The organism is Pseudomonas sp. UC 17F4, from assembly GCF_900101695.1.
In the GTDB taxonomy this organism is placed as follows: domain Bacteria; phylum Pseudomonadota; class Gammaproteobacteria; order Pseudomonadales; family Pseudomonadaceae; genus Aquipseudomonas.
The window spans coordinates 5196259-5219822 of sequence record NZ_FNKV01000001.1; the positions used below are offsets into that span (position 1 = coordinate 5196259).

The window sequence follows — 23564 nt, forward strand, 5'->3', positions numbered from 1 at the left end:
ATTAAAACTTCAGGCCGCACTGGCGCATCGCCTGGCGTACCGTATCGTGACAGGATTCGCTCAGCCAGGTCAGTGGCAGGCGGATGCCCTTGTGCATCAGGCCCATTTCAACCAAAGCCCACTTCACCGGAATCGGGTTGGCTTCGATGAACAGGTCCTTGTGCAGCGGCATCAGTTGTTCGTTGATTGCGCGAGCCTTCTGGGCATTGCCCTCAAGGGCGGCTTCGCACAGATCGGCCATTTCTCGCGGGGCGACGTTGGCGGTAACCGAGATGTTGCCCTTGCCGCCCAGCAGGATCAGCTCGACAGCGGTCGGGTCATCGCCGGACAGGACGATGAAGTCCTTGCTGACGCCGTCAAGGATGGCCTTGGCGCGCTTGAGGTCGCCGGTGGCCTCTTTGATGCCGATGATGTTCGGCACAGTCGACAAACGGATCACAGTCTCGGCCTGCATGTCGCAGGAGGTGCGGCCAGGGACGTTGTAGAGAATCTGCGGGATGTCGACGGCTTCGGCAATGTGCTTGAAGTGCTGGTACAGGCCTTCCTGGGTCGGCTTGTTGTAGTACGGCACCACCAGCAGGCAGGCATCGGCGCCGGCTTCCTTGGCGTTGCGGGTCAGGTGCACGGCTTCGCTGGTGGAGTTGGCGCCGGTGCCGGCGATCACCGGGATACGGCCATTGACCTGCTTGACCACCGCCTTGATGACTTCAATGTGCTCATTGACATCCAGGGTCGCCGACTCGCCGGTAGTACCGACGGCAACGATGGCGTGGGTGCCGTTTTCCAGGTGGAAGTCCACGAGTTTGCTGAGGCTGTCCCAATCAAGACGCCCTTGTGCATCCATGGGTGTGACCAATGCCACCATACTGCCCGCAATCATGAAACTGCTCCTGCCGGAAAAAGAGAGCGGTAATGGTACTGGCGCCATCGGCCTTGCACAAGCGAAGCAGGCGGGCGGAGCATTCCCCTCGGCGGCCATTTTCGCTACCCTTCTGTCTTTGATCGGTACATAGTGGCCCGCCGGGCTGCCGACAATGCGCGTAGCCAGCGCCGCAAGGCTCGATCCTGAGCCCCGGGCGCCTGCCTACCGGCCTTTTTGCCACGTCAGGTACCGACCGCTCATCGCTTTAGGAATGCTGCATGTCCACCCCCACCGTTCGCGAACAATTCCTTGTCATCAGCGCCCTGGGTGCCAATCCCATGGAACTGACCAACATCCTGTGCCGGGCCAGCAACGACAATCGTTGCTCGGTCGTCACCTCGCGCCTGACCCGCCACGGCGAGTGCAGTGCCCTGGTCCTGCAGGTCGCCGGCAGCTGGGACGCCCTGGCGCGCTTCGAAGGCGCCCTGCCGGGCCTGGCCAAGAAGCACACCTTCACCGTCAACGTGGTGCGCAGCGCCGAGCTCGAAGTTCGCCCGCTGTCGCTGCCGTACGTGGCCTATGTCAGCGCCGCCTACCGCCCGGACATCATCAACGAGCTGTGCCAGTTCTTCATCGACCACCATGTGGAGCTGGAGAACCTCACCTGCGACACCTACCAGGCCCCGCAGACCGGCGGCACCATGCTCAACGCCACCTTTACCGTGACCCTGCCGGCAGGTACCCAGATCAGCTGGCTGCGTGACCAGTTCCTGGACTTCTCCGATGCGCTGAACCTGGATGCGCTGATCGAACCGTGGCGCCCACAGAACCCGATGTAAGGAAGCTTTTCATGGCCGTTGAACTCGACCAACCCGTCGCCGATTTTGAGGCCCAGGCCACCAACGGCCAGACCGTCAGCCTGGCTGGGCTTAAAGGCCAGCAGGTGGTGCTGTACTTCTACCCCAAGGACAGCACCCCGGGGTGCACCACCGAAGGCCAGGGTTTCCGTGACCAGCATGCAGCCTTCGCGGCGGCCAACACCCAGGTGTTCGGCGTATCGCGTGATGGCATCAAGTCCCACGAGAACTTCAAGGCCAAGCAGGCCTTCCCCTTCGAGCTGATCAGCGACAAGGACGAAGCCCTGTGCCAGCTGTTCGACGTGATCAAGCTGAAGAAACTCTACGGCAAGGAATACCTGGGCGTGGACCGCAGCACCTTCCTGATCGACAAGGACGGCGTGCTGCGCAAGGCCTGGCGTGGGGTGAAGGTGCCAGGGCACGTGGACGCCGTGCTGGCTGAAGCGCAGGCGCTGAACGCAAGATAAGCCAATCGCGGCGATCCGACTTGCCCCGCGATGCTTTTAGAGCAGCGGCGCCACCACCGACTCTCGCCGCGGCCAGGCATCCAGCACGGCCTTGAACAGGGTCGCCAGGGGGATGGCAAAGAAGATCCCCCAGAACCCCCACAGCCCGCCAAACAGCAGCACCGCGCAGATGATCGCCACCGGGTGCAGGCTCACCGCCTCGGAGAACAGCAGCGGCACCAGCACGTTGCCGTCCAGGGCCTGGATGATCGCGTACACCGCCATCAGGTAAATGAACTGATCACCCCAGCCCCACTGGAACAGCGCAATCAGGGTTACCGGTACGGTCACCACCACCGCGCCGACATAGGGCACTACCACCGACAGGCCGACCAGCAGGGCCAGCAACGCCGCATAGTTGAGCCCCAGGCTGATGAAGGCGATGTAGGTGGCCACGCCACAGATCAGAATCTCGATGCCCTTGCCGCGAATGTAGTTGGCGATCTGCCGGTTCATTTCTTCGGCCACCCGGGTCATCAGCGCCCGCTCCTTGGGCAGGTAGCCACTGACCCAATCGGCGATCTGCTCGCGGTCCTTGAGAAAGAAGAACACCAGGATCGGCACCAGCACCAGGTAGATCATGATGTTGACCAGCAGCGGCAGGCTCGACAGCGAGAAGGTCAGCGCCCACTGGCCGAACTTGCCGATCTCGCCGCGCATCACCTCGATGGCCTGCAGCACCTGCTCGTCGGAGACCAGGTGCGGGTAGCGCTCGGGCAACAGCAACAACAGCGACTGCCACTTGCCGAGCATGCCCGGCAGTTCATTGAACAGGGTGATCAACTGGTGCCAGAGCAGCGGCACCAGCACCAGCAGGAACACCGCCAGGGCGCCCATGAACAGCATGAACACCAGCCCGACCGCATAGCGCGTGGGCACCCGCAGGCGCTCCAGGGCGTTGACCAGGCCTTGCATCAGGAACGCCAGAACCATCCCCGCCAGCACCGGCGCGAGCATGCCACCGAGGGTCAGGACGGCGGTGAACGCCAGAAACAGCAAGACCGCCAGCACCACCGCTTCTTCATCGGAGAAGTAGCGCTGCATCCAGTCGCGAAGCACCTTGAACATTGACGATCCTTTAACAGAAAAAACTCAGGCCTTCTTCAGCCAGTAGGTGTAAACACCAGCCTCGGCCTCTTCGAGCAGCAGTGTATGACCGGCCAATCGGGCAAAAGTGCGAAAGTCGCGCTGGGATCCGGCGTCGGTGGCAATCACCTTGAGCACCGCGCCAGTGGCCAGGCGATTGAGCTCCATCTTCGCCTTGAGCAGCGGCAGCGGGCAGTTCAGCCCGCTGGCGTCGAGTTCGGCGTCATGGGTCGGGGTCTCGCTCATGGGGGTCTCCAGGCAGGAATGCGGGCACAGGTAGCATTTTGAACAAGCCCGGTAGGATACCGCCACTGGTCGCCAACGTGCGAGCGGGCTACAGTAAGGTTCTTTGTCGACCAGAGCTTCGTGCATGAATTTTCTGCGCCCTACCCTGCTGACGCTGGCCTGTTTGATGGCGCTCCCCAGCCATGCCGACGACCTGCCGTCACTCGGCGACGCCAGTTCTGCCATTGTCTCCCCGCAACAGGAACACCAGCTGGGCCGCGCCTGGCTCAGCCTGCTGCGGGGCAATGTCAACCAACTGAACGATCCCCAGCTCAAGGACTACGTCGAAACCAGCGTCTACCGCCTGGCCGAAACCAGCCAGTTGCAGGACCGGCGCCTGGAGTTCATCCTCATCGACAGCCGCGAACTCAACGCCTTTGCCGCCCCCGGCGGGATCGTCGGGGTCAACGGCGGGCTGTTCCTCAATGCCCAGACCGAAGGCGAATACGCCTCGGTACTGGCCCACGAACTGGCGCACTTGTCGCAACGCCACTTCGCCCGCGGCGTCGAGGCCCAGCAGCGCATGCAGTTGCCGATGATGGGCGCGCTGCTGATCGGCATCGTCGCCGCCGCGGCAGGTGCCGGTGATGCCGGTATTGCCGCAATTGCCGGCACCCAGGCGGCCGCCATCCAGGAGCAGCGGCGCTTCTCGCGGCAGAACGAACAGGAAGCCGACCGCATCGGTATCCTCAACCTTGAGAAGGCCGGCTATGATCCGCGCAACATGCCGACCATGTTCGAGCGCCTGATGCGTCAGTACCGCTATGACGCCAAGCCGCCGGAATTCCTTCTGACTCACCCGGTTACCGAATCGCGCATCGCCGACACCCGCAACCGCGCCGAACAGGCGCCCAAGGGTGGCACCGAAGACAGCATGCGCTACCAGCTGATTCGTGCCCGGGTGGCGCTGATCTACGAAGGCACCCCCGGCCTTGCCGCCAAGCGCTTCCAGGCCCAGCTCGACGAAAGCCCGCAGATGGACGCCGCCCGCTACGGCCTGGCGCTGGCGCAGATCAAGGGCGGGCGCCTGAACGAGGCGCGCGAGAACCTCAAGCCGCTGCTGGCCAAGGCGCCCAACGACATCACCTACAACCTGGCGCAGATCGACCTGGACATCACCAACAACCGCCTGCCCGATGCCCAGCAACGGGTCGAGCGGATGCGCAGCCTGTACCCGGCCAACTACCCGCTGCAACAGGCGCGCATCGACCTGCTGCTCAAGCAGAACCGCCCTGCCGAGGCAGAGAAGGCGCTGGATGCGCTACTCAAGAACCGTCCTGAAGACCCGGACGTCTGGTATGACGTGGCGGAAGTGCGGGGCTTGTCGGGCAACACCATCGGCCTGCACCAGGCCCGCGCCGAATACTTTGCCCTGGTGGGCGACTTCGACCAGGCCCTGCAGCAGCTCGACTACGCCAAGCAGCGCGCCGGCAACAACTTCGTCCTGGCGTCGAAGATCGATGCGCGTCAGCGCGAGCTGATGGAGCAGCAGCGGATGGTCAAGGACATGATGCGCTAAGCATCGCGGGGCAAGTCCGCTCCTACGGTAGGAGCGGGCTTGCCCCGCGAAGGCGTCGTCAGGCGTTACCGGACAACTTCATCCGCGCTGCCTGGGTGAAGTCGAGCATGCGCTTGAGCGGCTTTATCGCCTGGGGGATCAACGCCGGTTCAACGAAAATCTCGTTAGTGCCTTCCCGCAGGCACTGCAAGGTGCGCTCCAGGGTATTCATCGCCATCCACGGGCAATGCGCGCAGCTGCGGCAGGCCGCGCCGTTACCGGCGGTAGGCGCTTCGATGAAGATCTTGTCGGGGCACAGCTGCTGCATCTTGTAGAAGATGCCGCGGTCGGTGGCGACGATGAAGGTCTTGTTCGGCAGGGTCTGCGCCGCCGCAATCAGCTGGCTGGTGGAGCCCACTGCGTCGGCCAGCTCGATCACCGCCTCGGGCGACTCCGGATGCACCAGGATTGCCGCATCCGGGTACAGCGCCTTCATGTCGGCCAGTTGGCGCGACTTGAACTCTTCGTGGACGATGCAGGCACCGTCCCACAGCAGCATGTCGGCGCCAGTCTGTTTCTGGATATAGCGGCCCAGGTGCTGGTCCGGGCCCCAGATGATGGTCTCGCCGTTGTCCATCAGGCTTTCGACGATTTCCAGCGCGCAACTTGAGGTCACTACCCAGTCGGCGCGGGCCTTGACCGCTGCCGAGGTGTTGGCATACACCACCACGGTGCGCTCGGGGTGCTTGTCGCAGAACGCCGAGAACTCATCCACCGGGCAGCCGAGATCGAGCGAGCAGGTCGCCTCGAGGGTCGGCATCAGCACGCGCTTTTCCGGAGTGAGGATCTTGGCCGTCTCGCCCATGAAGCGCACCCCGGCGACCACCACGGTCGAGGCCGCGTGGTTCTTGCCAAAGCGGGCCATTTCCAGCGAGTCGGACACGCAGCCACCGGTTTCCTCGGCCAGGGCCTGGATCACCGGGTCGCAATAGTAGTGGGCAACCAGCACCGCATTTTGCGCCTTGAGTTCGGCGGCAATGGCGGCGCGGTAGTCGGCCTCTTGCTCGGGCGTCAGCGGCGTGGGCTGCTTGGCATCGAGGTGAGCCTGGACGAGAAGGCGTTCGGAAATCTGGGTCATGATCGCTGGACCTGCAGGCGCTTGAGCGCGTAAGTCGAGTGTATCACCGAGCCCTGGCAAATCGGCTACAGGCTCCACAGGCAGGGCAAAACAGCCTTGCGCACAGAACCACGGACCAGCTGCGGCCTCGGGTTTTTATAGGATGCCGAAGGCTACAGATAATCGAATGAATTCAAAAGGTTTTTTTAGTGAAACAAGCCCGGGGCGGGCGCCCCGGGCCTGAACATCAACCGCCGGTCGCCTGCATTGCGCTGGCGTTGGCCATGATCACGCTGGCGAACTGCTCAACGGTCATCTTCTGGCCGTTGAAGTCGACCATGCCATCGGCATAGTGCAGCGAGGTAACAATGTCATTGCCCTCGACCTTGGCCATCTGGCTCTGCACCGCCATCATGCTGACCATTTCCCCGGCCTGGGCCGCTTGCTGGGAAACAATGGCAGCATCGGTCTGGCCTTCGAACTGCGCCTGCAGGGTCGCCAGGTCACCGATCATCGGCTTGGACAGCGACAGCTTGCTCTGCAGCTGGGTGATCAGCTGCTTGGACAGCTCCTCGGGTGGCAGCTCCAGGGAGGTCGGGTTGGCCAGGTCGACGCTGAAGCTGAAACGGCTTTCGCCATTGGCAGTCTTGAACGACAGGTTCTCCAGGGCGATCTGCGGCTTGGCTGCCAGCAGGCGCTGCACATCGCTGCGCACCTGGGCCGTTTCAGCCTCGGTCATCGCCAGGTCCGGCATGCCTGCACCTTCGGCAGCGGCCTGCTGGAACTCAGGCAGGCGGCTCTGGTACCAGCCGATCAGTGCCTGCATGGCCGGGATGTCGAGACGCTTGAGGCTCCAGACCATCTCGCCGGCACCGATGGCCTTGCCGTCAAAGTTGATGTCGCCAACCTTGTATTCCATGCGTGCCGAGAGCTTGTCGCCGTCGTTCTTGTACTCGTTGTTCTGCGCCAGGCCCTTGAGCTTCAGGACCTTTTGCTCGTCGCCGAAGGTGGCGACCGTATCAGCCACGGCCATGTCCATCTTGCCGACATAGAAGCCGAACGGCGTCTTGGTCATGTCGCCGGTCAGGCTCAGGCCCTTGATCTCGACTTTCAGCACTTTGCTGTCAGGGTCGACCAGGTTCAGGCTCAGGCCGCCCGACTGGCCGGTGAGCTGCACGTGTTCGGCGCCTTCGTTGCCGTGGCCAGTGACTTCAAAGCCGGAGAACTTCAGCGATGAGCCGTCCTTGCTCCACTCGATCGGCGCCACCTGGAAAGCGCTGTCCATCGAGCGATCGTAGCCGTAGGCAACCTGGCCTTGCAGCGGCGAAACGTCTTTGGTCAGGGCGAACCAGTCGGCGGTGGCCGCGTCTTTTTCCAGGCTGTAATGACTGGCTGCCATGACCGGCATCAGCTTCAGCGCCTTGACCCGCGACAGCGGCAACGGCCCGTGTTCGATCTGGTCGACAAAATTCAGCTCGAAGCTTTTGCTGTCTTCGCCAACCTGCAGGTTTTTTACCTTGAGGCGGTATTTGGCGGTACTGCTGAACAGATGGCTGTCCAGCGATACCAGCTCAAGCTCCACGAGGGTGTCCATACCCACCAGCGCCTGCTTGGTCTGGGCGTTGGATTCGGCGATGGTGGTTGCCAGCACGCCTGGCAGTTGCTTGCCGGTGTACCAGGCACCCGCGGTGCACACCGCTGCCACTGCCACTGCGAGGCCGAGTACGCCTGTAGATTTCTTCATGAATTGTTTCGCTTCCATTTGTAGAGAGTTGTTGCGTTGACTAAGCCTTGCGGCCTATTCGTTGACGTCCATGTACTCGCGGGCCCAGACGATGTAGTCGTCCGGTTGCGTGTAGGTATGGGTGAGTTCGGTGGCGCTCAGGTCCGAGGTGCTGCAGGTGATGCCGCGCTGCTCGCGCAGGCAGTCGTAGGTGGCCTTGATCGCGGCAAAGTAGGCACCATGTCCATCGACGGCAATGCGCACACCCAGTTCGGCCAGGCGCGCATCATCATGCAGTTGCGGGTTGCCGTAGGTGACCAGCATCAGCGGCACGCTCAGGTGTGCGGCAATCTGTTCCAGGTGTTCGAAGTCGCGGATACCGACAATGCACAAGGCGTCTGCGCCGGCGTTCTGGTAGGCCACGGTGCGGGCGATGACTTCTTCGGTGGCAATCAGCGCCGCGTTGGTGCGGGCAATGATCGACAGCTCCGGGTCAACTCGCGCCTCCAGCGCCGCGCGGATCTTGCCGACCCCTTCGGCGATGCTGATCAGGTCGGTGGACTTGCGCCCGAACTGGGCCGGCAGCAGGGTGTCCTCGATGGTCAGCGCGGCAATCCCGGCACGCTCAAGCTCGGTCACCGTCCGCATCACGTTGAGCGCGTTGCCATAGCCGTGGTCGGCGTCAGCAATTACCGGCAGTTGCGCCACCCGGCCGATCCGCGTCGCCTGCTCGGCGAATTCGCTCAGGCTGATCAGGGCAAAGTCAGGGGCGGCCAGCACCTGCAGGGAGGCCACCGAACCGCCGAGGATCCCCACCTCGAAGCCCAGGTCAGCGGCAATGCGCGCCGACATCGGGTCGAAAACAGAGGCGGTGTGGTAGCAGGCAGGTGAGGCAAGCAGTTGGCGGAACGCGCGACGCAGGTCTTGGTGGGAGGCTCTTGGCATGGTCTTTCCAGGCTATCGACTTCATTTAGTAGGTCGAACATTACCACTGCTGGCTATCTGACTGACAGCGCCACGCGCTTCAGGGTCTCGCTGGGCAGCTCCTTGAACAGCTTGCGGTAGCTGTCGGAAAACCGTCCCAGGTGCCAGAACGACCAATGCATGGCCACTTCGGCGACGGTGGTATCGCTGGGCGTGCAACTGAGCAATTCACGCCGTGCACTGTTGAGCCGGCGCAAGCGCAGCCACTGCGCCGGGGCCATGCCGGTGAAGGTCTTGAAGGCGTGCTGCAGCTGGCGCAGGGACACCCCGGCAACCTGCGAAAGCTCAAGCAGATTGAGGGTTTCTTCCGGGCAATCTGCCGCCCATTCGCCAACCTTGCGCATGATTGCGCGCTCTTCGGTACGCCGCCACAACGCCCCGCGATCGAGGCAGATGCACGCGTTATCGAGGATGAACAGGCAGTCTTCCAGCAACTGCGCGGCCAATGCGTCCTGGCTTGGCGGGTCGATGGTCTGCGAGATGCGCGTGAGGGTGCCGCTCAGCCACCGGCTGAACAGCTCGTTCTGCATCGAGTTCAACGGCGCCATGAACAGCCCGTCGAGGCGGGCGATGTCCAGGCTGTGGCGCTGGACGAATTCCGGGCCGAACACCACGGCCACTTCCTGGTAGTTCTCCGGGGTGATCCAGATGTTGCGGCTTTCGCCATTGAGCACGTAAAGGCTGTGATCGTTGCGGTCGAAACAGAACGCCAGGGAGCCGGCCGGCGCACTGAAATTCTGTTCGACCCGGGTGTTCATGCACTCCTCGTAGATCTCCACGCCCTGCAGGTCGAGGCAGCGCAGCTGGCCGGCGAAATGCCCGGGAGACATCTGTTGGTAATGCTGGGTCCAGCCCGGGGTGGCACGGACCTGTTCGGTGACATCGGCGGTATTGAAAGCTTGAACCCGCAAAGGCGTTGACGCTGTCATGAGCTGCTCTTTATGCACTCTTTTGGTGCATTTTAGTCTTGCTGAAAGTGGATAGATCGAATGCGCAAGCGTCACCCAAGATAGACCTCAACGCGCTACAGGGGAAGCCGCTTGGGTGGCAAGCCGGTCGCAACTGCCGGTCCTGGCGTGGATAAAACCAACAACGAGGTCTTTATGAATGCCCCTTTCGATCAGCTGTCTGCGTGGCTGAAAGAACACAAGATTACCGAAGTCGAGTGCGTGGTCAGTGATCTGACCGGTATCGCCCGCGGCAAGATCGCACCGACCAACAAGTTCCTGCATGAACGAGGCATGCGCCTGCCGGAAAGTGTGCTTCTGCAAACGGTAACCGGGGACTTTGTCGACGACGACATCTACTACGACCTGCTCGATCCGGCCGATATCGACATGGTCTGCCGCCCGGATTCGGCGGCGGTGTACGTGGTGCCATGGGCCATCGAGCCGACCGCCGTGGTGATCCACGACACCTTCGACAAGCAAGGTAACCCGATCGAGCTGTCGCCGCGCAACGTGCTCAAGAAAGTCCTCAAGCTCTACACCGACAAGGGCTGGCAGCCCATCGTCGCCCCGGAGATGGAGTTCTACCTGACCCAGCGCTGCGAAGACCCGGACTTGCCGCTGCAGGCACCACTGGGCCGTTCGGGCCGGGCCGAAAGCGGCCGCCAGTCGTTCTCGATCGATGCCGCCAACGAATTCGACCCGCTGTTCGAAGACGTCTATGACTGGTGCGAAGCCCAGGGCCTGGACCTCGACACGCTGATCCACGAAGACGGCCCGGCGCAGATGGAAATCAACTTCCGTCACGGCGACGCCCTCGACCTTGCCGACCAGATCACCGTGTTCAAGCGCACCATGCGCGAGGCGGCGCTCAAGCACAACGTCACCGCCACCTTCATGGCCAAGCCGGTGGGCGACGAGCCGGGCAGCGCCATGCACCTGCACCAGAGCGTGGTCGACATCGCCACCGGCAAGCCGATCTTCGTCGACGACAACGGGCAAATGAGCGAGCTGTTTCTGCATCACATCGGCGGCTTGCAAAAGTACATCCCCAAAGTGCTGCCGATGTTCGCCCCCAACGTCAACTCGTTCCGCCGTTTCCTGCCCGACACCTCGGCGCCGGTGAACGTCGAATGGGGTGAAGAGAACCGCACCGTGGGCCTGCGCGTACCGACCTCGAGCCCCGAGGCGATGCGCGTGGAAAACCGCCTGCCCGGCGCCGATGCCAACCCCTACCTGGCGATTGCCGCCAGCCTGCTGTGCGGCTACCTGGGTATGGTCGAGAAGATCAACCCCAGCGCTCCGGTCCAGGGCCGCGCCTACGAGCGGCGCAACCTGCGCCTGCCGATCACCATCGAAGACGCCCTGGCGCACATGGAAGACTGCCCGACCATCGAGCAGTACCTGGGCAGCAAGTTCGTCCGCGGTTACGTGGCGGTCAAACGTGCCGAGCACGAGAACTTCAAACGGGTGATCAGTTCCTGGGAGCGCGAATTCCTGCTGCTCAGCGTCTGAGCCCGAGCTTGTAACAAGTATCGAAAACAACAATTCGAAAAGGTGTCGATATGCGTCCCATGAAAACAGTCGTAACTGCAACCCTGGCGCTGCTGGTCAGCGCCGTGGCCCAGGCCCAGCCCAGTGTCAGCGTGTACAACTGGACCGACTACATCGGTGAAACCACCCTGGCGGATTTTCAGGGCAGCACCGGTATCAAGGTCATCTACGACGTGTTCGACTCCAACGAAACCCTGGAAGGCAAGTTGCTCGCCGGTCGCACCGGCTACGACGTGGTCGTACCTTCCAACCACTTCCTGGCCCGTCAGGTCAAAGCCGGGGCCTTTCTGAAACTGGACCGCGAGCAGTTGCCGAACTGGAAGAACCTCGACCCGGTGCTGCTCAAGTTCCTCCAGGAGAACGACGCCGACAACCTGCACTCGGTGCCCTACCTGTGGGGCACCAACGGCATCGGCTACAACGTCGACAAGGTCAAGCAGGTGCTGGGCGTCGACCACATCGATTCCTGGGCAGTAATGTTCGAGCCCGAGAACCTGAAAAAGCTCAGCCAGTGTGGCGTGTCGTTCATGGACTCGGCCGACGAACTGTTCCCCGCCATCCTCAACTACATGGGCAAGGATCCGCGCAGCGAAAAGCCTGAAGACTACAAGGCGGCCGAGGCCAAACTACTGACCCTGCGCCCCTACATCACCTATTTCCACTCGTCCAAATATGTCTCGGACCTGGCCAACGGCGATATCTGCGTGGCCTTCGGCTATTCGGGCGACGTGTTCCAGGCCGCCAACCGCGCCAAGGAAGCCAACAACGGCGTGAACATCGCCTACGCCATTCCCAAGGAAGGCAGCAACCTGTGGTTCGACCTGCTGGCGATTCCTTCCGACGCCAGCAACCCGAAAGAGGCCTACGCCTTCATCAACTACCTGCTCGACCCGAAAGTGATCGCCAAGGTCAGCGGCGTGGTCGGCTACGCCAACGCCAACCCGCCGGCCAAGCAGTACATGGACGCGGAGCTGGTCAACAACCCCGAGGTGTACCCACCGCAAGCAGTGCTCGACAAGCTGTACGTGTCCAGCACCCCGACGCCGGCGATCATGCGCCTGATGACCCGCTCCTGGAGCAAAGTGAAGTCGAACAAATGAACCAGTACAGCCCTGAACACGCCCGCTCCTACTACAGCGCCACGGCCCATGACCTGGCGCCCTACCCTGCCCTGGGCGCCGATCTGCAGGCCGATGTCTGCGTGATCGGCGGCGGTTTTACCGGGGTCAACTGCGCCATCGAACTGGCCCAGCGCGGGCTCTCGGTGATCCTCCTCGAAGCCCGGCGCATCGGCTGGGGCGCCAGCGGGCGCAACGGCGGCCAGCTGATCCGCGGTATCGGCCATGAGGTCGAGGGCTTCGCCCGCTACGTCGGCCAGGAGGGGGTGAAGTACCTGCAACGCGCCGGCATCGAATCGGTCGAGGTGGTGGCCGAGCGCGTCCGCACCCACGGCATCGATTGCGACCTGCGCTGGGGCTTTTGCGAACTGGCCAACACCCCGGCGCAGTTCGCCGCCTTGCGTGCCGAGCAGCAAAGCCTGGCCGAGCAGAATTATCGGCATGAAACGCAATTGATCGGGCCTGAGCAGATGCATCAGGTGGTCGCCTCCGACCTGTATGCCGGCGGCCTGATCGACCGCGGCTCGGGCCACCTGCATCCGCTCAACCTGGTGCTGGGCGAGGCACGCGTGGCCGAATCCCTCGGCGTGCGCATCTTCGAACAGAGCCCGGTGCTGGAAATCAGCCATGGCGCCACTGCGCAGGTACGCACCCGGCACGGTACGGTGCGCGCCGGCAGCCTGGTGCTGGCCTGCAACGCGCACCTGGATGAACTGGAGCCGCGCCTGAGCGGCAAGGTATTGCCCGCCGGCAGCTACATCATCGCCACCGAGCCGCTGTCCCAGGCACAGGCCGAGCAGCTGATTCCACAGAACCTGTCGCTGTGCGACCAGAAGGTCGGCCTCGACTATTACCGGCTGTCGGCCGACCGCCGCCTGCTGTTCGGTGGCGCCTGCCACTACTCCGGGCGCGACCCTGCGGATATCGCTGCCTACATGAAACCGAAGATGCTCAAGGTGTTCCCGCAACTGGCCAATACCCGCATCGACTTCCAGTGGGGCGGCAAGATCGGCATCACCGCCAATCGCTTCCCCCAGGTCGGCCGCCTGCAACAGCACCCGAACGTGTTCTATGCCCAGGGCTACAGCGGCCATGGCCTGAACGTCACCCACTGGACCGCGCGGCTGCTGGCCGAAGCCATTCACGCCGGGCACAGCCAGGGCCTGGATGTGTTCAGCGCGGTGCCGCACCTGACCTTCCCCGGCGGCAAGGCCCTGCGCTCGCCGTTGCTGGCGTTGGGGATGTTCTGGTACCGGCTGCGCGAGGTGCTGGGCTAAGGACGGTTAGCCGTCCGACAAACATCCTTCTTTTCCTTGCGACTGACCCAATTGCAGCTACTTTCAGTTAAGTCTTTGTTTCAGCGCATGACAGGCTTCGGAGGGAATCGAAGGATGATTGCAGGTCTCAAGCTCTACCCGCGCCAGCACTGGTTGCTCGGCGCGCTGCTGCTGGCCCTGGCCGGCTGCAGCAACATCGACGCGCGCACCACCGAGTATGTCGGTGCGCCCCACGCCGCCCCCACCAGTGCCGCCAATGTCCAGGTGCTGCGCAGCGAACCGACCCGGCCGCATACCCGGCTCGGTGAAATCGTCGTCGATGCCAGCGTCGAACCACCTCCGCCGATCACCGAGGTCGAGCAAAAGCTGCGCGAGCAGGCCGCCAGCATCGGCGGCGATGCCGTGGTGGTGGTCTACGACCGTATCCAGCCGGTGTCCGCTTACGTCAGCGGCCCGCTGTGGGACCGCGATATCCGCGCCATCGAAGGGCGCAAGCTCAAAGGCATCGTCATCAAGTACCAGTAATCCATGCGGGTTAACCCGTAACAGCGTTTAACTGCGTCACTGATCAGGCGTTCACGCTATGCAAAGGATTCATGCCGTTTGCTTCGCGCTGCCCTGCGCCCTGCTGTTTGCCCAGGCACCACTGGCCAATAACGCCGAGACCGCGAACAAGAGCAACAACCCGCTCAACCTGGCGCCGGGCCTGAACCTTCAGGATTATTACACGCCGTCACTGTACGACAGCAATGCCCATAGCAACGAACTGCTGGTGCGCGGCACCCTGCCGCTGGCCGCTGGCGACTTCCTGCCGGTGCCGCAACTGCTGCGTGCGACCCTGCCGGTCAGCACCCGCCCCGATCCGCACGGTGGCTACAGCACTGGCATCGGTGACCTGAACCTGTTCGATATCTTTCTGCTCAAGACCGAAGGCGTACAGCTGGGCATCGGCCCGCAAATCACCGCCCCCACCGCCGAACACGACGAACTGGGCACCGGCAAATGGCAGGCGGGCCTGGCAGCGGTCGCTATCGATTCCTCGCCGCGCGGCCTGCTCGGTGCGCTGGTGCAGTACCAGAGCTCGTTTGCCGGCGACCATGACCGGGCGCATGTGGAATCGGCCACCCTGCAGCCGTTCATCATCCACAACCTGCCCAAAGGCTGGTACCTGCGCTCCACCGCCACCTGGACCTTCGACCTGAAGAACGACAGCCACTACATCCCCCTCGGCCTGGGCCTGGGCAAGGTATGGAAGTCCGGTAGCAACATCCTCAATGCCTTCGTCGAGCCGCAGTGGACGGTGGAGAAAAAAGGCGATGGCCTGCCACAGTTCACCGTGTTTGCCGGCCTCAACCTGACCCTTGGCAAGTAAGGAGGATTGATGAACCTGCGCCAGCCGCGCCCACGCCCCATTCAACGCCAGCGCCAACCCGGGCAACGGGAAACTGCCGCTGTGGACGGCAAACAAGCACTAATCGACTGAAGGAGCCAAGCCATGGGTACCCGCCTTACTGCACGTCAAACGGCGTTGCTCGTGCTCACCACCGCCCCGCTGCTGGCCCAGGCAGACAACGCCCGCGACTGGCAGAACATCCCCATCGACCTCAACATGGTCTTTGGCTACTACAACCGCATCGATGCCAACACCCCCATCGACACCGCGCTGCCGATCGACGGCCTGTCGCTGGATGCCGACCTGTACATCCTGCGCCTGGCGCGCTCGTTCGACATTGCCGGGCGCAACAGTGCGATCCAGCTGGTGCAGCCCTATGCCGACGTGTCTGCCTCGTTCGACAACGCTCGCTTTTTCGACGGCACCAAGCACAACGGCGGCATGGGCGATACCCAGATCGTTTTCGCCCACAACTTCTTTGGCGGCCCGGCGCTGACTGCCGAGGAGTTTGCCAACTGGACTCCGGAAACCTTTATGACCGGTGCGCTGTGGCTGACCGTGCCCAACGGCGATTACGACAAGGACCGGGTGATCAACATCGGCGCCAACCGCTGGGTGCTCAAACCGGAAATCGGCTTTGGCACGCCCTTCGGCCCGACCTGGCTGGAGATCAACACCTGGGTCTCGCTGTTCGGCGACAACGACGATTACCTGGGCAACAGCAAGCTTGAGCAAAAGCCGCTGTACGCCGTTGAGGGCCACTACAGCTACACCATCAACCGCGCCTTGTGGGCCTCGCTGGACGCCACCTACAGCGCTGGCGGCGAGACCAGGGTCGATGGCGTCGGCCAGGACAACCAGCAGGAAAACGTCCTGCTCGGCGCCAGCATGGGCTTCATGCTCTCGCCGCAGTTCGGCGGCCTGATCGCTTACACCGACACGGTCTCGGAGCGCAACAAGTCGCCTGATGTGAACACCTGGACCTTGCGTCTGAACTACGCCTGGTAACTGCCATGACAAGGACTGGACCATGAGCGCCCTGACTGACATCAACGCCCTGCACGCCGCCATCGCCGAAACGGTACTTGGCCAGGACCAGGTGATCCGGCAGATCCTGATCGGTCTGTTGGCCAACGGCCACGTATTGCTCGAAAGCCTGCCGGGCCTGGCCAAGACCCGCACGGTCAAAGCCCTGGCCCGGCACCTGGACGCACAGATGAGCCGCATCCAGTTCACCCCCGACCTGCTGCCCTCGGACATCACCGGCGCCGAGGTGCTGCAGCAGGTCGGCGGCCAGCATCAGGTGCACTTCCAGCCCGGGCCGCTGTTCGGCAACCTGATCCTCGCCGACGAGATCAACCGCGCCCCGGCCAAGGTCCAGGCCGCCCTGCTCGAAGCCATGGAAGAGCGGCAGATCACCGTCGCCGGCAACAGCCACAAGCTGCCGGCGCTGTTCATGGTCATCGCCACCCAGAACCCCATCGAGCAGGAAGGCACCTACCCTCTGCCTGAGGCGCAGATGGACCGTTTTCTGATGAAGGTGCTGCTCGACTACCCGGCACCCGACAACGAAACCCAGGTGCTGCAACTGCTGCGTCAGGAAGAGCAGCAAGCGGCGGCGCAGACTGCGGCCAATACCTTCAGCCTGGCCCAGGACGTGATCTTCCAGGCGCGCCAGGAGATCGCCGCGATCCATGTCGCGCCGGCCATCGACCGCTACCTGATCGACCTGATCAACGCCACCCGCCACCCCGCCGACTACGACCCGGAGCTGGCCCGCTGGCTGCAACTAGGCGCCAGCCCGCGCGGCGGGATCAGCCTGGATCGCTGCGCGCGGGCCGATGCCTGGCTGCAAGGCCAGGACTTCGTCTCGCCGGACAACGTCCGGGCGATGGTCCACCCGGTGCTGCGCCATCGCCTGCAACCAAGTTACGACGCGGTGGCAGATGGCGTTGGCAGCCAGCAGATTCTCGACCGCCTGCTGGACAAGGTCGCCATTCCGGCATAAGGAGCAGGCCATGGCGCTCAAGGCGCAAGCAGCCGACGGGCTGGTGTATGTGTCGCTGGCCCAGTTGATGGCCCTGGAGGCCGATGCCCGGGGCTTGAGCTTTCTCGCCCGCCAGCCACGGGCCAGCGTGCTGGCCGGCAGCCATGCCTCGCGCCTGCGCGGGCGCGGCCTTAACTTCGATGAGCTGCGCCGCTACCAGCCCGGCGACGACCTGCGCCACCTCGACTGCAAGGCTTCGCTGCGCAGCGGCACGCCGATCGTGCGCACCTTCACCGAAGAGCGTGACCGCCCGGCGTTGCTGCTGATCGACCAGCGCATGTCGATGTTCTTCGGCAGCCAGCGCAGCTTCAAATCGGCCATCGCCGCGCAACTGGCAGCGCTGGCGGCGTGGATGGCGCTCAAAGCCGGCGACCGCGTCGGCGCCTTGCTGTTCAACGACCAGAAGATCGAAAGCCTGTCGCCGTTGCGCAGCCGCAGCCGGGTCCAGGCCATCTGCGCGGCCACCGCGCGCTTCAACCAGGCGTTGGAAGCCCAGGCTCCGGAAAGCGACTCGGCGCAGAGCCTGGACACAGTCCTGCAACGCTGCCTGAGCCTGGCCGCCCACGATCACCTGATCTGCATCATCAGCGATTTTGCCGGTGCCAGTGAACGCACCCTGCAGCAGCTACGCCAGTTGCGCGCGCACAACGACGTCATCGCCTTGCAGGTCTATGACCCGCTGGCCCTCGACCTGCCGCGCGCCGGGCGCATGCTGGTCAGCCAGGGCCAGTTGCAGGTCGAGCTTGCCGTCGAGCGCCGCCAGGTGCACAAGCCATTGAGCGAATTTCTGCGCGCACGCCTGCAGGAGGTGGCCGCACTGCTGCGGCGCAGTCAGGTACCGTTGCTGATGTTCAGCACCGCCCTGCCCGCCAGCGAGCAACTGCGCCTGGAACTGGGCAAGCGCCAGGGGCATTGGTCATGAGCAGCGTGCGGCCAAGCATCGACCAGCTCAAGGAACTGGCCCTGCCGCCAGCCCCCAGCTACCTGCCGCAAACCTGGGGCTGGGCAGCCCTTGCGGTGCTACTGCTGGCTGCACTGCTGAGCTACGGCGCCTGGCGTTATCGGCGCTGGCGGCTGAACCGCTACCGGCGCGAGGCACTGGCGCAACTGGCGCTGATCGAGTCGCGCCTGGTAGACCCGCAGCAGCATCTGGCGGCCCTGCGCGAACTGCCCGAGCTGCTCAAGCGCGTGGCATTGTCGATGCCGGCCAGCCCGGCTGTCGCCAGTTTGCGCGGTAGCGACTGGCAAGCTTTTCTCAGTGCCCACAGCCCCACAGCGCTGCCTGCGGATTTCGCCGAACAACTGGCGCACCTGGCCTACGCGCCGGACAGCCGCTTGCAAGGCAGCGATGCGCAGACGCTGCTGCATCAGTGCAGAACCTGGGTGGAACACCATCATGTGGCAGTTTGACTACCCCTGGTTGCTGCTCCTGCTGCCGCTGCCGCTGCTCGGCTACCGCTGGCTGCCGCCCTACGAAGAGGCCCGCAGCGCTATCCGCGTGCCGTTCTTCGCAGCCATCAGCCGGGCCAGCGGCCAGGCACCCGGTGTGCCCGGTACCCGCCACAACACCTGGCAACTAATTCTGCACTGGCTGCTCTGGGCCTTGCTGACTGTGGCACTGGCACGCCCGGTGCTGGTCGAACCGCCGCAGCAGCATGAACAGCCGGTACGCGACTTGATGCTGGCGATCGATATCTCCCAGTCGATGCAGACCGTCGACCTCAAGGACGCCAACGGCCAGCCGGTGTCGCGCATGAGCGCAGTCAAGGCGGTGGTTCAGGACTTCATCCGTCAGCGCCCCAAGGACCGCCTCGGCCTGGTGGTGTTCGGCAGCGGCGCTTACCCGCAGGCGCCGCTGACCCTCGATCACGCCAGCCTGGCCCTGCTGCTGGCGCAGACCGATGTCGGCATGGCCGGCCCCAACACCGCCATCGGTGACGCCATCGGCCTGAGCCTGAAACTGCTGGAGCAGGCCAAGGAGCCGGAAAAGGTGCTGATTTTGCTCACCGACGGCAACGACACCAGCAGTGCCATCACCCCCGCCCATGCCGCCGCCATGGCTGCCGCGCGTGGGGTGGTGATCCACACCATCGGCATCGGTGACCCTCAGGCCGAGGCCGAAGCCAAGGTCGACCTGCAGAGCCTCGAACAGATCGCCACGGCCACCGGCGGGCGGTTCTTTCGCGCCGCCGACCGCGATGCCCTGCAGCAGGTCTACACCACCCTCGACCAACTCACCCCGCACCAGGTCAAGACCTTGACCCACCAGCCCAAGCGCGACCTGTTCTGGCTGCCGCTGGCGGCGGCGCTGCTGATGTTCAGCGCCTATCACCTGTTGGCCCTGCTGTTTTCGCTGCGCCCGCGCATTAACCCTGCAAAGGCTGCCAGGCATGGACATTGACCTGCACAACCTGCATTTTCTGCGCCCGCTGTGGCTGTGGCTGCTGCTGCCTGGGGTGCTGCTACCGCTGGCCTGGTACTACCGCCGGCAAACCCTCGCAGCCGGCCACAGCAACATAGCCGCGCACCTGCTCAAGCATTTGCGCCTGGACGGCCATGACCGCCATTTGCTGCGCCCGGTGCACCTGGCCAGCGCCTTGCTGATCCTCGGCGCCGTGGCCATGGCCGGGCCGAGCTGGGAACAGGACCGCCCGGAGTTTCTCGACAACCGCGCGCCGTTGATTCTGGCCCTGGACCTGTCCGGCTCGATGGACGCCAGCGACATCGCCCCCAGCCGCCTGGAAGCGGCCAAGCACAAGCTGCACAGCCTGATCGAGCGCCGCCAGGGTGCCGCCACCGGGCTGATCGCCTATGCCGGCAGCGCGCACCTGGTGCTGCCGGCGACCCGCGACCCGGCCTTGCTCGACAGCTTTCTCCAGGCCTTGGCCAGCAACCTGATCGAGCAGCCGGGCAAGAACGTGCTGGCGGTGATCGAGCAAGCCAGGGCGTTGGTTGCCGCCGAGGATGGCCCGGCCACCCTGGTGCTGCTCAGCGATGGCGCCGACCGCAGCCAGTTGCCGCGACTGGCCAAGGCCCTGCAGGGCACCCGCCTGCAGGTGCTGGTGCTGGCCGTGGGCAACAGCGACGACGGCCTGATCAAAGGCCCCGACGGCCAGCCCCTGAGCGACAGCCAGGGCCGTCCGCAACTGGGCCGCTTCGACAAGGACGGGCTCAAGCAACTGGCCTCGGCACTGGACGCGCCGCTGGGCAGCCTGACCCTTGATGACGATGACCTGGACTGGATCGAAGCTCATGCCCAGGCACATTTCGACGACGCCAGCGCCGACCCGCAGGCCCTGCACTGGAAAGACGCCGGCTACTGGCTGTGCTGGCCGCTGCTGGTGCTGGGGTTCCTGTGCATTCGTCGCGGCTGGAGCCTGAACTGGAGCGCCTGCCTGCTGCTGGGGCTGTTGCTGCCAGTCGACGGCGCCCGTGCCAACGCCCTGGTCGATGCCTTCCTCACCCCCGACCAGCAGGGCCGCTGGGCCTTCGAGCATCATCACTACCCGGCCGCTGCCGCGCACTTCAGCGACCCTTACTGGAAAGGCATCGCCGCCTACAATGCCGCCGACTACGACCTGGCCCTGGCCAGCTTCGCCCGCTTGCAGAGCGCTCCCGCCTATTTCTACCTGGGCAACATCTACACCCGGCGCTTCAAGTTCGACCAGGCCATCGCCGCCTACACTGAAGCCCTGCGCCTGCAACCGGAGTTTGCCGAAGCAAAAGCCAACCTGGCCCTGGCCCAGGCGCTGGCAAAAGACTACGACTCGGCGCAAGAGAACGCCCCTGAGGTAAAGCCTGATCAGGTGGCCTACGACAAGCCGGCCGGCAAAGGCCCGAGCAAACAGGTCGAAACTCCACAGGCCGGGTCCGATGAACTGTGGCTACAGAACCTGACCACCTCGCCGGCAGATTTCCTGCGGCGCAAGTTCAGGCTCCAGGACCAGGCGCCAGGGGGCACGCAATGAAGCACCTGGTGTTGCTTCTGGCCCTGTTCAGCAACGGCCTGCTGGCCGCCGAGGCGCAGTTGCGCGTGCAGGCGCAACTGTTGCCCGACGACTCGGCAGTGGTCGGTGAAACCGTGCAACTGCAACTGGACGTGCTCACCGACACCTGGTTCACCAGCGCCCCGCAACTGCCCGAGCTGAACCTGCCGGGGGCCCTGGTGACACCGCCGGCAGGCCAGGCCGAACACCTGACCGAGCGCCAGGGCGACATTCCCTGGTTCGGCATGCGCTACCTGTACCAGCTTACCCTGCAACAGGCCGGTGACCTGCAACTGCCGGCCTTGACCGTCACCGCCACCCCGGGCAATGCCCAGGCACCGTTGAACGCCAGTAGCCAGCCGCTGCTGCTGCACGTGCATCTACCGGCCGGGGTTGATGCCGGGCAGCAGTTGCTGGTGGCCAGCCAGGTGCGCTTGAGTCAGCAGATAGCCCCGGCCAGCGGTGATCTGAAGGTCGGCGACAGCCTGACCCGCAGTATCACCCTGCAGGCCGACGGCGCCCTGAGCCTGATGCTGCCGGTCACCCCGCTTGACCACGTCGCGGGCCTGAGCCGCTACCTCAAGACCCCGCAGGTCACCGCGCTCGATGATGGCCGCGGGCATGCACTGGGTGGCCAGCGCATCGACAGCGCCAGCTACCGCATCGAAAAGCCCGGCACGTTCCAGCTGCCCGCGCTGCGCGTGCAATGGTGGAGCACCCAGGACCAGACCCTGCACAGCGCCGAACTGCCGGCCATGCGCTTCACCGCCAGCGCCAACCCGCAATACCAGCCGCCGTTCTCGGTCACCGAAGACCTGCAACGGCTCGGCCAGCAATCACGCCTGCACCTGTCCCGGCATTGGCTGACAGCGGCGATCATTGGCGCATTGTTAGGCCTGCTCGCACTGCTCGTCCGTCGCTATGGCGACCAGGGCCGGACTGCCTGGCAGCGCTGGCAAGCTGCCCGCAAGGCGCGTCGCGAAGCCTCTGCCGCCTATGCCTGGCAACAGGTACCCGGGCAACTGCGCCAGCGCCCGGCGCAACTGAGCGCCCTGTACCTGTGGTGGCGGCGCAGCCAGGGCCGGCTGCGCCTGGCCGATGCCGATCAGGCTTTGCTGCGCCAGTGCTATGGCAGCACCAGCCAGGCAGCACCGGAAGCATTCATCCCGCACCTGCAACAAACTCACCGGCCCACCGCCCGGCACACCCGCACCAGCGCTGGCGCACAGGCCTTGCGCCCGCTCAACCCCATACACGACAAGGAGTTGCCATGAACCTCAAGCCTCGCCAGCCACTCTGGCTGATGCTCTTGCTGTTGCTGCACTGGCCCGCGCTGCTGCAGGCCGCCGAGCCCTTGCCCAGTTGGCGCGATGGCGCCGCGCGCAGCGCGATACTGAGCTTTGTCGAACAGGTCACAAGCCAGGGCTCGAAGCAGTTCGTGCCCGCCGAACAGCGCATCGCCGTGTTCGACAACGACGGCACCTTGTGGAGCGAGCAGCCGGCGTACTTCCAGCTGCTGTTCGCCTTCGACGAGATCAAGCGCATGGCCCCCGAGCACCCTGAATGGAAAGACCAGCAACCGTTCAAGGCGGTGCTCGAGAACGACCAGAAAACCCTGGCCGCCGGCGGCATGGACAGCCTGCTGAAGATCGTCGGGGCGACCCATACCGGGATCAGCACCGAGACCTTCATCGGCCGCGCCAAGGCCTGGCTGGCCAAGGCCCGGCACCCGAAAAGCGGCAAGCCGTACAGCGAGATGATCTACCAGCCGATGCACGAGCTGCTCGATTACTTGCGCAGCCAGGACTTCAAGACCTACATCGTTTCCGGCGGCGACACCGCCTTCATGCGCGCCTTCGCCGAAGAGGTCTATGGCATCCCGCCGGAACAGGTGATCGGCTCCAGCTTCATCACCGCCTACCAGGTGGTCGACGGCAAACCGCAAGTGCTGCGCACCGCCAAGATCGCCCACAACGACGATGGCCCCGGCAAGCCGGAAAGCATCGACGCGATCATAGGCCGACGGCCGATTTTGGCCTTTGGCAACTCCGACGGCGACCTGCAGATGCTGCAGTGGACCGCCGCCGGCGACGGCCCACGGTTCATGGGCCTGGTGCATCACACTGACGCTGCGCGGGAATGGGCGTACGACCGCGACTCAAAGGTCGGGCGCCTGGACAAGGCGCTGGATGAAGCCAAACGCCAGGACTGGACTATCGTGGATATGGCTGCCGACTGGGCACGGGTATTCCCTTTCGAGGCCACCTCGAAATGAGCATGTGCAGTGACGCTGTCAACGAACAACGCAGTGAGCAACTCATTGG

Annotated in this window: 23 protein-coding genes; 16 read left to right on the forward strand and 7 right to left on the reverse strand. The window is 64.1% G+C overall.

Features of this window, described 5'->3' with window-relative positions; all coding sequences use genetic code 11:
- Position 1 precedes the first annotated feature (1 nt).
- Entirely contained in the window at positions 2 to 880 is an 879-nt protein-coding gene (dapA, locus tag BLR26_RS23660; RefSeq protein ID WP_093386329.1) for a 4-hydroxy-tetrahydrodipicolinate synthase, read from the reverse strand.
- Positions 881 to 1140: 260 nt separating this feature from the next.
- Here dapA and BLR26_RS23665 point away from each other — a divergent pair, with 260 nt between their 5' ends.
- Both BLR26_RS23665 and BLR26_RS23670 read left to right on the forward strand, forming a co-directional pair.
- The gene (locus BLR26_RS23665) at positions 1141 to 1701 is read left to right on the forward strand and encodes a glycine cleavage system transcriptional repressor (protein WP_038996628.1); all 561 of its coding nucleotides are present in this window, start codon (positions 1141 to 1143) and stop codon (positions 1699 to 1701) included.
- 11 nt (positions 1702 to 1712) lie between these two features.
- A complete protein-coding gene (locus BLR26_RS23670) occupies positions 1713 to 2186 on the forward strand; it encodes a peroxiredoxin (RefSeq protein ID WP_093386334.1) in 474 nt (157 codons plus the stop codon).
- A gap of 36 nt (positions 2187 to 2222) precedes the next feature.
- Here the strand turns inward: BLR26_RS23670 and BLR26_RS23675 are convergent, their stop codons facing one another.
- Positions 2223 to 3293 carry an AI-2E family transporter gene (locus tag BLR26_RS23675; RefSeq protein WP_093386339.1) on the reverse strand — a complete coding sequence of 357 codons (1071 nt, stop codon included), beginning with the start codon at positions 3291 to 3293 and terminating at the stop codon, positions 2223 to 2225.
- A 24-nt stretch (positions 3294 to 3317) separates the two neighbouring features.
- Positions 3318 to 3557, reverse strand: coding sequence for a sulfurtransferase TusA family protein (locus tag BLR26_RS23680; protein ID WP_045193512.1), 240 nt, complete (start codon positions 3555 to 3557; stop codon positions 3318 to 3320).
- Positions 3558 to 3681: 124 nt separating this feature from the next.
- On the opposite strand from BLR26_RS23680, the gene BLR26_RS23685 reads away from it, so the two are divergent.
- A complete protein-coding gene (locus BLR26_RS23685) occupies positions 3682 to 5115 on the forward strand; it encodes a M48 family metalloprotease (protein ID WP_093386343.1) in 1434 nt (477 codons plus the stop codon).
- A gap of 58 nt (positions 5116 to 5173) precedes the next feature.
- Here the strand turns inward: BLR26_RS23685 and nadA are convergent, their stop codons facing one another.
- The 4 genes from nadA to BLR26_RS23705 all read right to left on the reverse strand — a co-directional run bounded on the left by nadA (position 5174) and on the right by BLR26_RS23705 (position 9847).
- Complete coding sequence (nadA, locus tag BLR26_RS23690) at positions 5174 to 6232, reverse strand: quinolinate synthase NadA (protein ID WP_093386347.1); 1059 nt, start codon at positions 6230 to 6232, stop codon at positions 5174 to 5176.
- A 226-nt stretch (positions 6233 to 6458) separates the two neighbouring features.
- The gene (locus tag BLR26_RS23695) at positions 6459 to 7955 is read right to left on the reverse strand and encodes a YdgA family protein (protein ID WP_176794291.1); all 1497 of its coding nucleotides are present in this window, start codon (positions 7953 to 7955) and stop codon (positions 6459 to 6461) included.
- Positions 7956 to 8009: 54 nt separating this feature from the next.
- Entirely contained in the window at positions 8010 to 8879 is an 870-nt protein-coding gene (locus tag BLR26_RS23700) for an isocitrate lyase/PEP mutase family protein (protein ID WP_093386357.1), read from the reverse strand.
- Between the two features lie 53 nt (positions 8880 to 8932).
- Positions 8933 to 9847 carry a helix-turn-helix domain-containing protein gene (locus BLR26_RS23705; RefSeq protein ID WP_045193518.1) on the reverse strand — a complete coding sequence of 305 codons (915 nt, stop codon included), beginning with the start codon at positions 9845 to 9847 and terminating at the stop codon, positions 8933 to 8935.
- Positions 9848 to 10021: 174 nt separating this feature from the next.
- Here BLR26_RS23705 and BLR26_RS23710 point away from each other — a divergent pair, with 174 nt between their 5' ends.
- The 13 genes from BLR26_RS23710 (at position 10022) to BLR26_RS23770 (ending at position 23515) form a co-directional block, all read left to right on the forward strand.
- Positions 10022 to 11380, forward strand: a complete 1359-nt coding sequence (locus BLR26_RS23710; protein WP_045193707.1) for a glutamine synthetase family protein — start codon at positions 10022 to 10024, stop codon at positions 11378 to 11380.
- A 50-nt stretch (positions 11381 to 11430) separates the two neighbouring features.
- Positions 11431 to 12519: a polyamine ABC transporter substrate-binding protein gene (locus BLR26_RS23715; protein ID WP_045193519.1), complete on the forward strand. Its 1089-nt coding sequence runs from the start codon at positions 11431 to 11433 to the stop codon at positions 12517 to 12519.
- Positions 12516 to 13814, forward strand: a complete 1299-nt coding sequence (locus BLR26_RS23720; protein WP_093386362.1) for an NAD(P)/FAD-dependent oxidoreductase — start codon at positions 12516 to 12518, stop codon at positions 13812 to 13814. Before BLR26_RS23715 ends, BLR26_RS23720 begins: the two co-directional genes overlap by 4 nt.
- Before the next feature lie 114 nt (positions 13815 to 13928).
- The gene (locus BLR26_RS23725; RefSeq protein ID WP_093386367.1) at positions 13929 to 14339 is read left to right on the forward strand and encodes a hypothetical protein; all 411 of its coding nucleotides are present in this window, start codon (positions 13929 to 13931) and stop codon (positions 14337 to 14339) included.
- A gap of 58 nt (positions 14340 to 14397) precedes the next feature.
- On the forward strand, positions 14398 to 15186 hold the full coding sequence (locus BLR26_RS23730) for a hypothetical protein (protein ID WP_256326761.1): 789 nt from the start codon (positions 14398 to 14400) through the stop codon (positions 15184 to 15186).
- A gap of 123 nt (positions 15187 to 15309) precedes the next feature.
- Positions 15310 to 16215, forward strand: a complete 906-nt coding sequence (locus tag BLR26_RS23735; RefSeq protein WP_093386372.1) for a transporter — start codon at positions 15310 to 15312, stop codon at positions 16213 to 16215.
- A gap of 22 nt (positions 16216 to 16237) precedes the next feature.
- Positions 16238 to 17215 (forward strand): AAA family ATPase, encoded by a 978-nt coding sequence (locus BLR26_RS23740; protein ID WP_093386377.1) that lies wholly within the window; start codon positions 16238 to 16240, stop codon positions 17213 to 17215.
- Positions 17216 to 17225: 10 nt separating this feature from the next.
- Positions 17226 to 18176 (forward strand): DUF58 domain-containing protein, encoded by a 951-nt coding sequence (locus tag BLR26_RS23745; RefSeq protein ID WP_093386381.1) that lies wholly within the window; start codon positions 17226 to 17228, stop codon positions 18174 to 18176.
- On the forward strand, positions 18173 to 18664 hold the full coding sequence (locus BLR26_RS23750) for a DUF4381 domain-containing protein (RefSeq protein WP_093386386.1): 492 nt from the start codon (positions 18173 to 18175) through the stop codon (positions 18662 to 18664). Before BLR26_RS23745 ends, BLR26_RS23750 begins: the two co-directional genes overlap by 4 nt.
- Entirely contained in the window at positions 18651 to 19655 is a 1005-nt protein-coding gene (locus BLR26_RS23755; RefSeq protein ID WP_093386391.1) for a vWA domain-containing protein, read from the forward strand. Before BLR26_RS23750 ends, BLR26_RS23755 begins: the two co-directional genes overlap by 14 nt.
- Positions 19645 to 21222, forward strand: a complete 1578-nt coding sequence (locus tag BLR26_RS23760; protein ID WP_093386396.1) for a VWA domain-containing protein — start codon at positions 19645 to 19647, stop codon at positions 21220 to 21222. Before BLR26_RS23755 ends, BLR26_RS23760 begins: the two co-directional genes overlap by 11 nt.
- On the forward strand, positions 21219 to 22514 hold the full coding sequence (locus BLR26_RS23765) for a BatD family protein (protein ID WP_093386401.1): 1296 nt from the start codon (positions 21219 to 21221) through the stop codon (positions 22512 to 22514). Before BLR26_RS23760 ends, BLR26_RS23765 begins: the two co-directional genes overlap by 4 nt.
- A complete protein-coding gene (locus tag BLR26_RS23770) occupies positions 22511 to 23515 on the forward strand; it encodes an HAD family hydrolase (protein WP_093386407.1) in 1005 nt (334 codons plus the stop codon). The genes BLR26_RS23765 and BLR26_RS23770 overlap by 4 nt, the downstream gene beginning before the upstream one ends.
- Positions 23516 to 23564 lie beyond the last annotated feature (49 nt).

Excerpts from the sequence above, each read along its gene's own strand:
- BLR26_RS23750 (WP_093386386.1), top strand. The coding sequence starts at position 18,173 with ATGAGCAGCGTGCGGCCAAGCATCGACCAGCTCAAGGAACTGGCCCTG.
- BLR26_RS23720 (WP_093386362.1), top strand. The coding sequence starts at position 12,516 with ATGAACCAGTACAGCCCTGAACACGCCCGCTCCTACTACAGCGCCACG.
- BLR26_RS23755 (WP_093386391.1), top strand. The coding sequence starts at position 18,651 with ATGTGGCAGTTTGACTACCCCTGGTTGCTGCTCCTGCTGCCGCTGCCG.
- BLR26_RS23735 (WP_093386372.1), top strand. The coding sequence starts at position 15,310 with ATGGGTACCCGCCTTACTGCACGTCAAACGGCGTTGCTCGTGCTCACC.
- BLR26_RS23730 (WP_256326761.1), top strand. The coding sequence starts at position 14,398 with ATGCAAAGGATTCATGCCGTTTGCTTCGCGCTGCCCTGCGCCCTGCTG.
- BLR26_RS23670 (WP_093386334.1), top strand. The coding sequence starts at position 1,713 with ATGGCCGTTGAACTCGACCAACCCGTCGCCGATTTTGAGGCCCAGGCC.
- dapA (WP_093386329.1), bottom strand. The coding sequence starts at position 880 with ATGATTGCGGGCAGTATGGTGGCATTGGTCACACCCATGGATGCACAA.
- BLR26_RS23740 (WP_093386377.1), top strand. The coding sequence starts at position 16,238 with ATGAGCGCCCTGACTGACATCAACGCCCTGCACGCCGCCATCGCCGAA.
- BLR26_RS23765 (WP_093386401.1), top strand. The coding sequence starts at position 21,219 with ATGAAGCACCTGGTGTTGCTTCTGGCCCTGTTCAGCAACGGCCTGCTG.
- BLR26_RS23680 (WP_045193512.1), bottom strand. The coding sequence starts at position 3,557 with ATGAGCGAGACCCCGACCCATGACGCCGAACTCGACGCCAGCGGGCTG.
- BLR26_RS23685 (WP_093386343.1), top strand. The coding sequence starts at position 3,682 with ATGAATTTTCTGCGCCCTACCCTGCTGACGCTGGCCTGTTTGATGGCG.
- BLR26_RS23695 (WP_176794291.1), bottom strand. The coding sequence starts at position 7,955 with ATGAAGAAATCTACAGGCGTACTCGGCCTCGCAGTGGCAGTGGCAGCG.
- BLR26_RS23705 (WP_045193518.1), bottom strand. The coding sequence starts at position 9,847 with ATGACAGCGTCAACGCCTTTGCGGGTTCAAGCTTTCAATACCGCCGAT.
- BLR26_RS23675 (WP_093386339.1), bottom strand. The coding sequence starts at position 3,293 with ATGTTCAAGGTGCTTCGCGACTGGATGCAGCGCTACTTCTCCGATGAA.
- BLR26_RS23745 (WP_093386381.1), top strand. The coding sequence starts at position 17,226 with ATGGCGCTCAAGGCGCAAGCAGCCGACGGGCTGGTGTATGTGTCGCTG.
- BLR26_RS23710 (WP_045193707.1), top strand. The coding sequence starts at position 10,022 with ATGAATGCCCCTTTCGATCAGCTGTCTGCGTGGCTGAAAGAACACAAG.
- BLR26_RS23770 (WP_093386407.1), top strand. The coding sequence starts at position 22,511 with ATGAACCTCAAGCCTCGCCAGCCACTCTGGCTGATGCTCTTGCTGTTG.
- BLR26_RS23665 (WP_038996628.1), top strand. The coding sequence starts at position 1,141 with ATGTCCACCCCCACCGTTCGCGAACAATTCCTTGTCATCAGCGCCCTG.
- nadA (WP_093386347.1), bottom strand. The coding sequence starts at position 6,232 with ATGACCCAGATTTCCGAACGCCTTCTCGTCCAGGCTCACCTCGATGCC.
- BLR26_RS23715 (WP_045193519.1), top strand. The coding sequence starts at position 11,431 with ATGCGTCCCATGAAAACAGTCGTAACTGCAACCCTGGCGCTGCTGGTC.
- BLR26_RS23760 (WP_093386396.1), top strand. The coding sequence starts at position 19,645 with ATGGACATTGACCTGCACAACCTGCATTTTCTGCGCCCGCTGTGGCTG.
- BLR26_RS23725 (WP_093386367.1), top strand. The coding sequence starts at position 13,929 with ATGATTGCAGGTCTCAAGCTCTACCCGCGCCAGCACTGGTTGCTCGGC.
- BLR26_RS23700 (WP_093386357.1), bottom strand. The coding sequence starts at position 8,879 with ATGCCAAGAGCCTCCCACCAAGACCTGCGTCGCGCGTTCCGCCAACTG.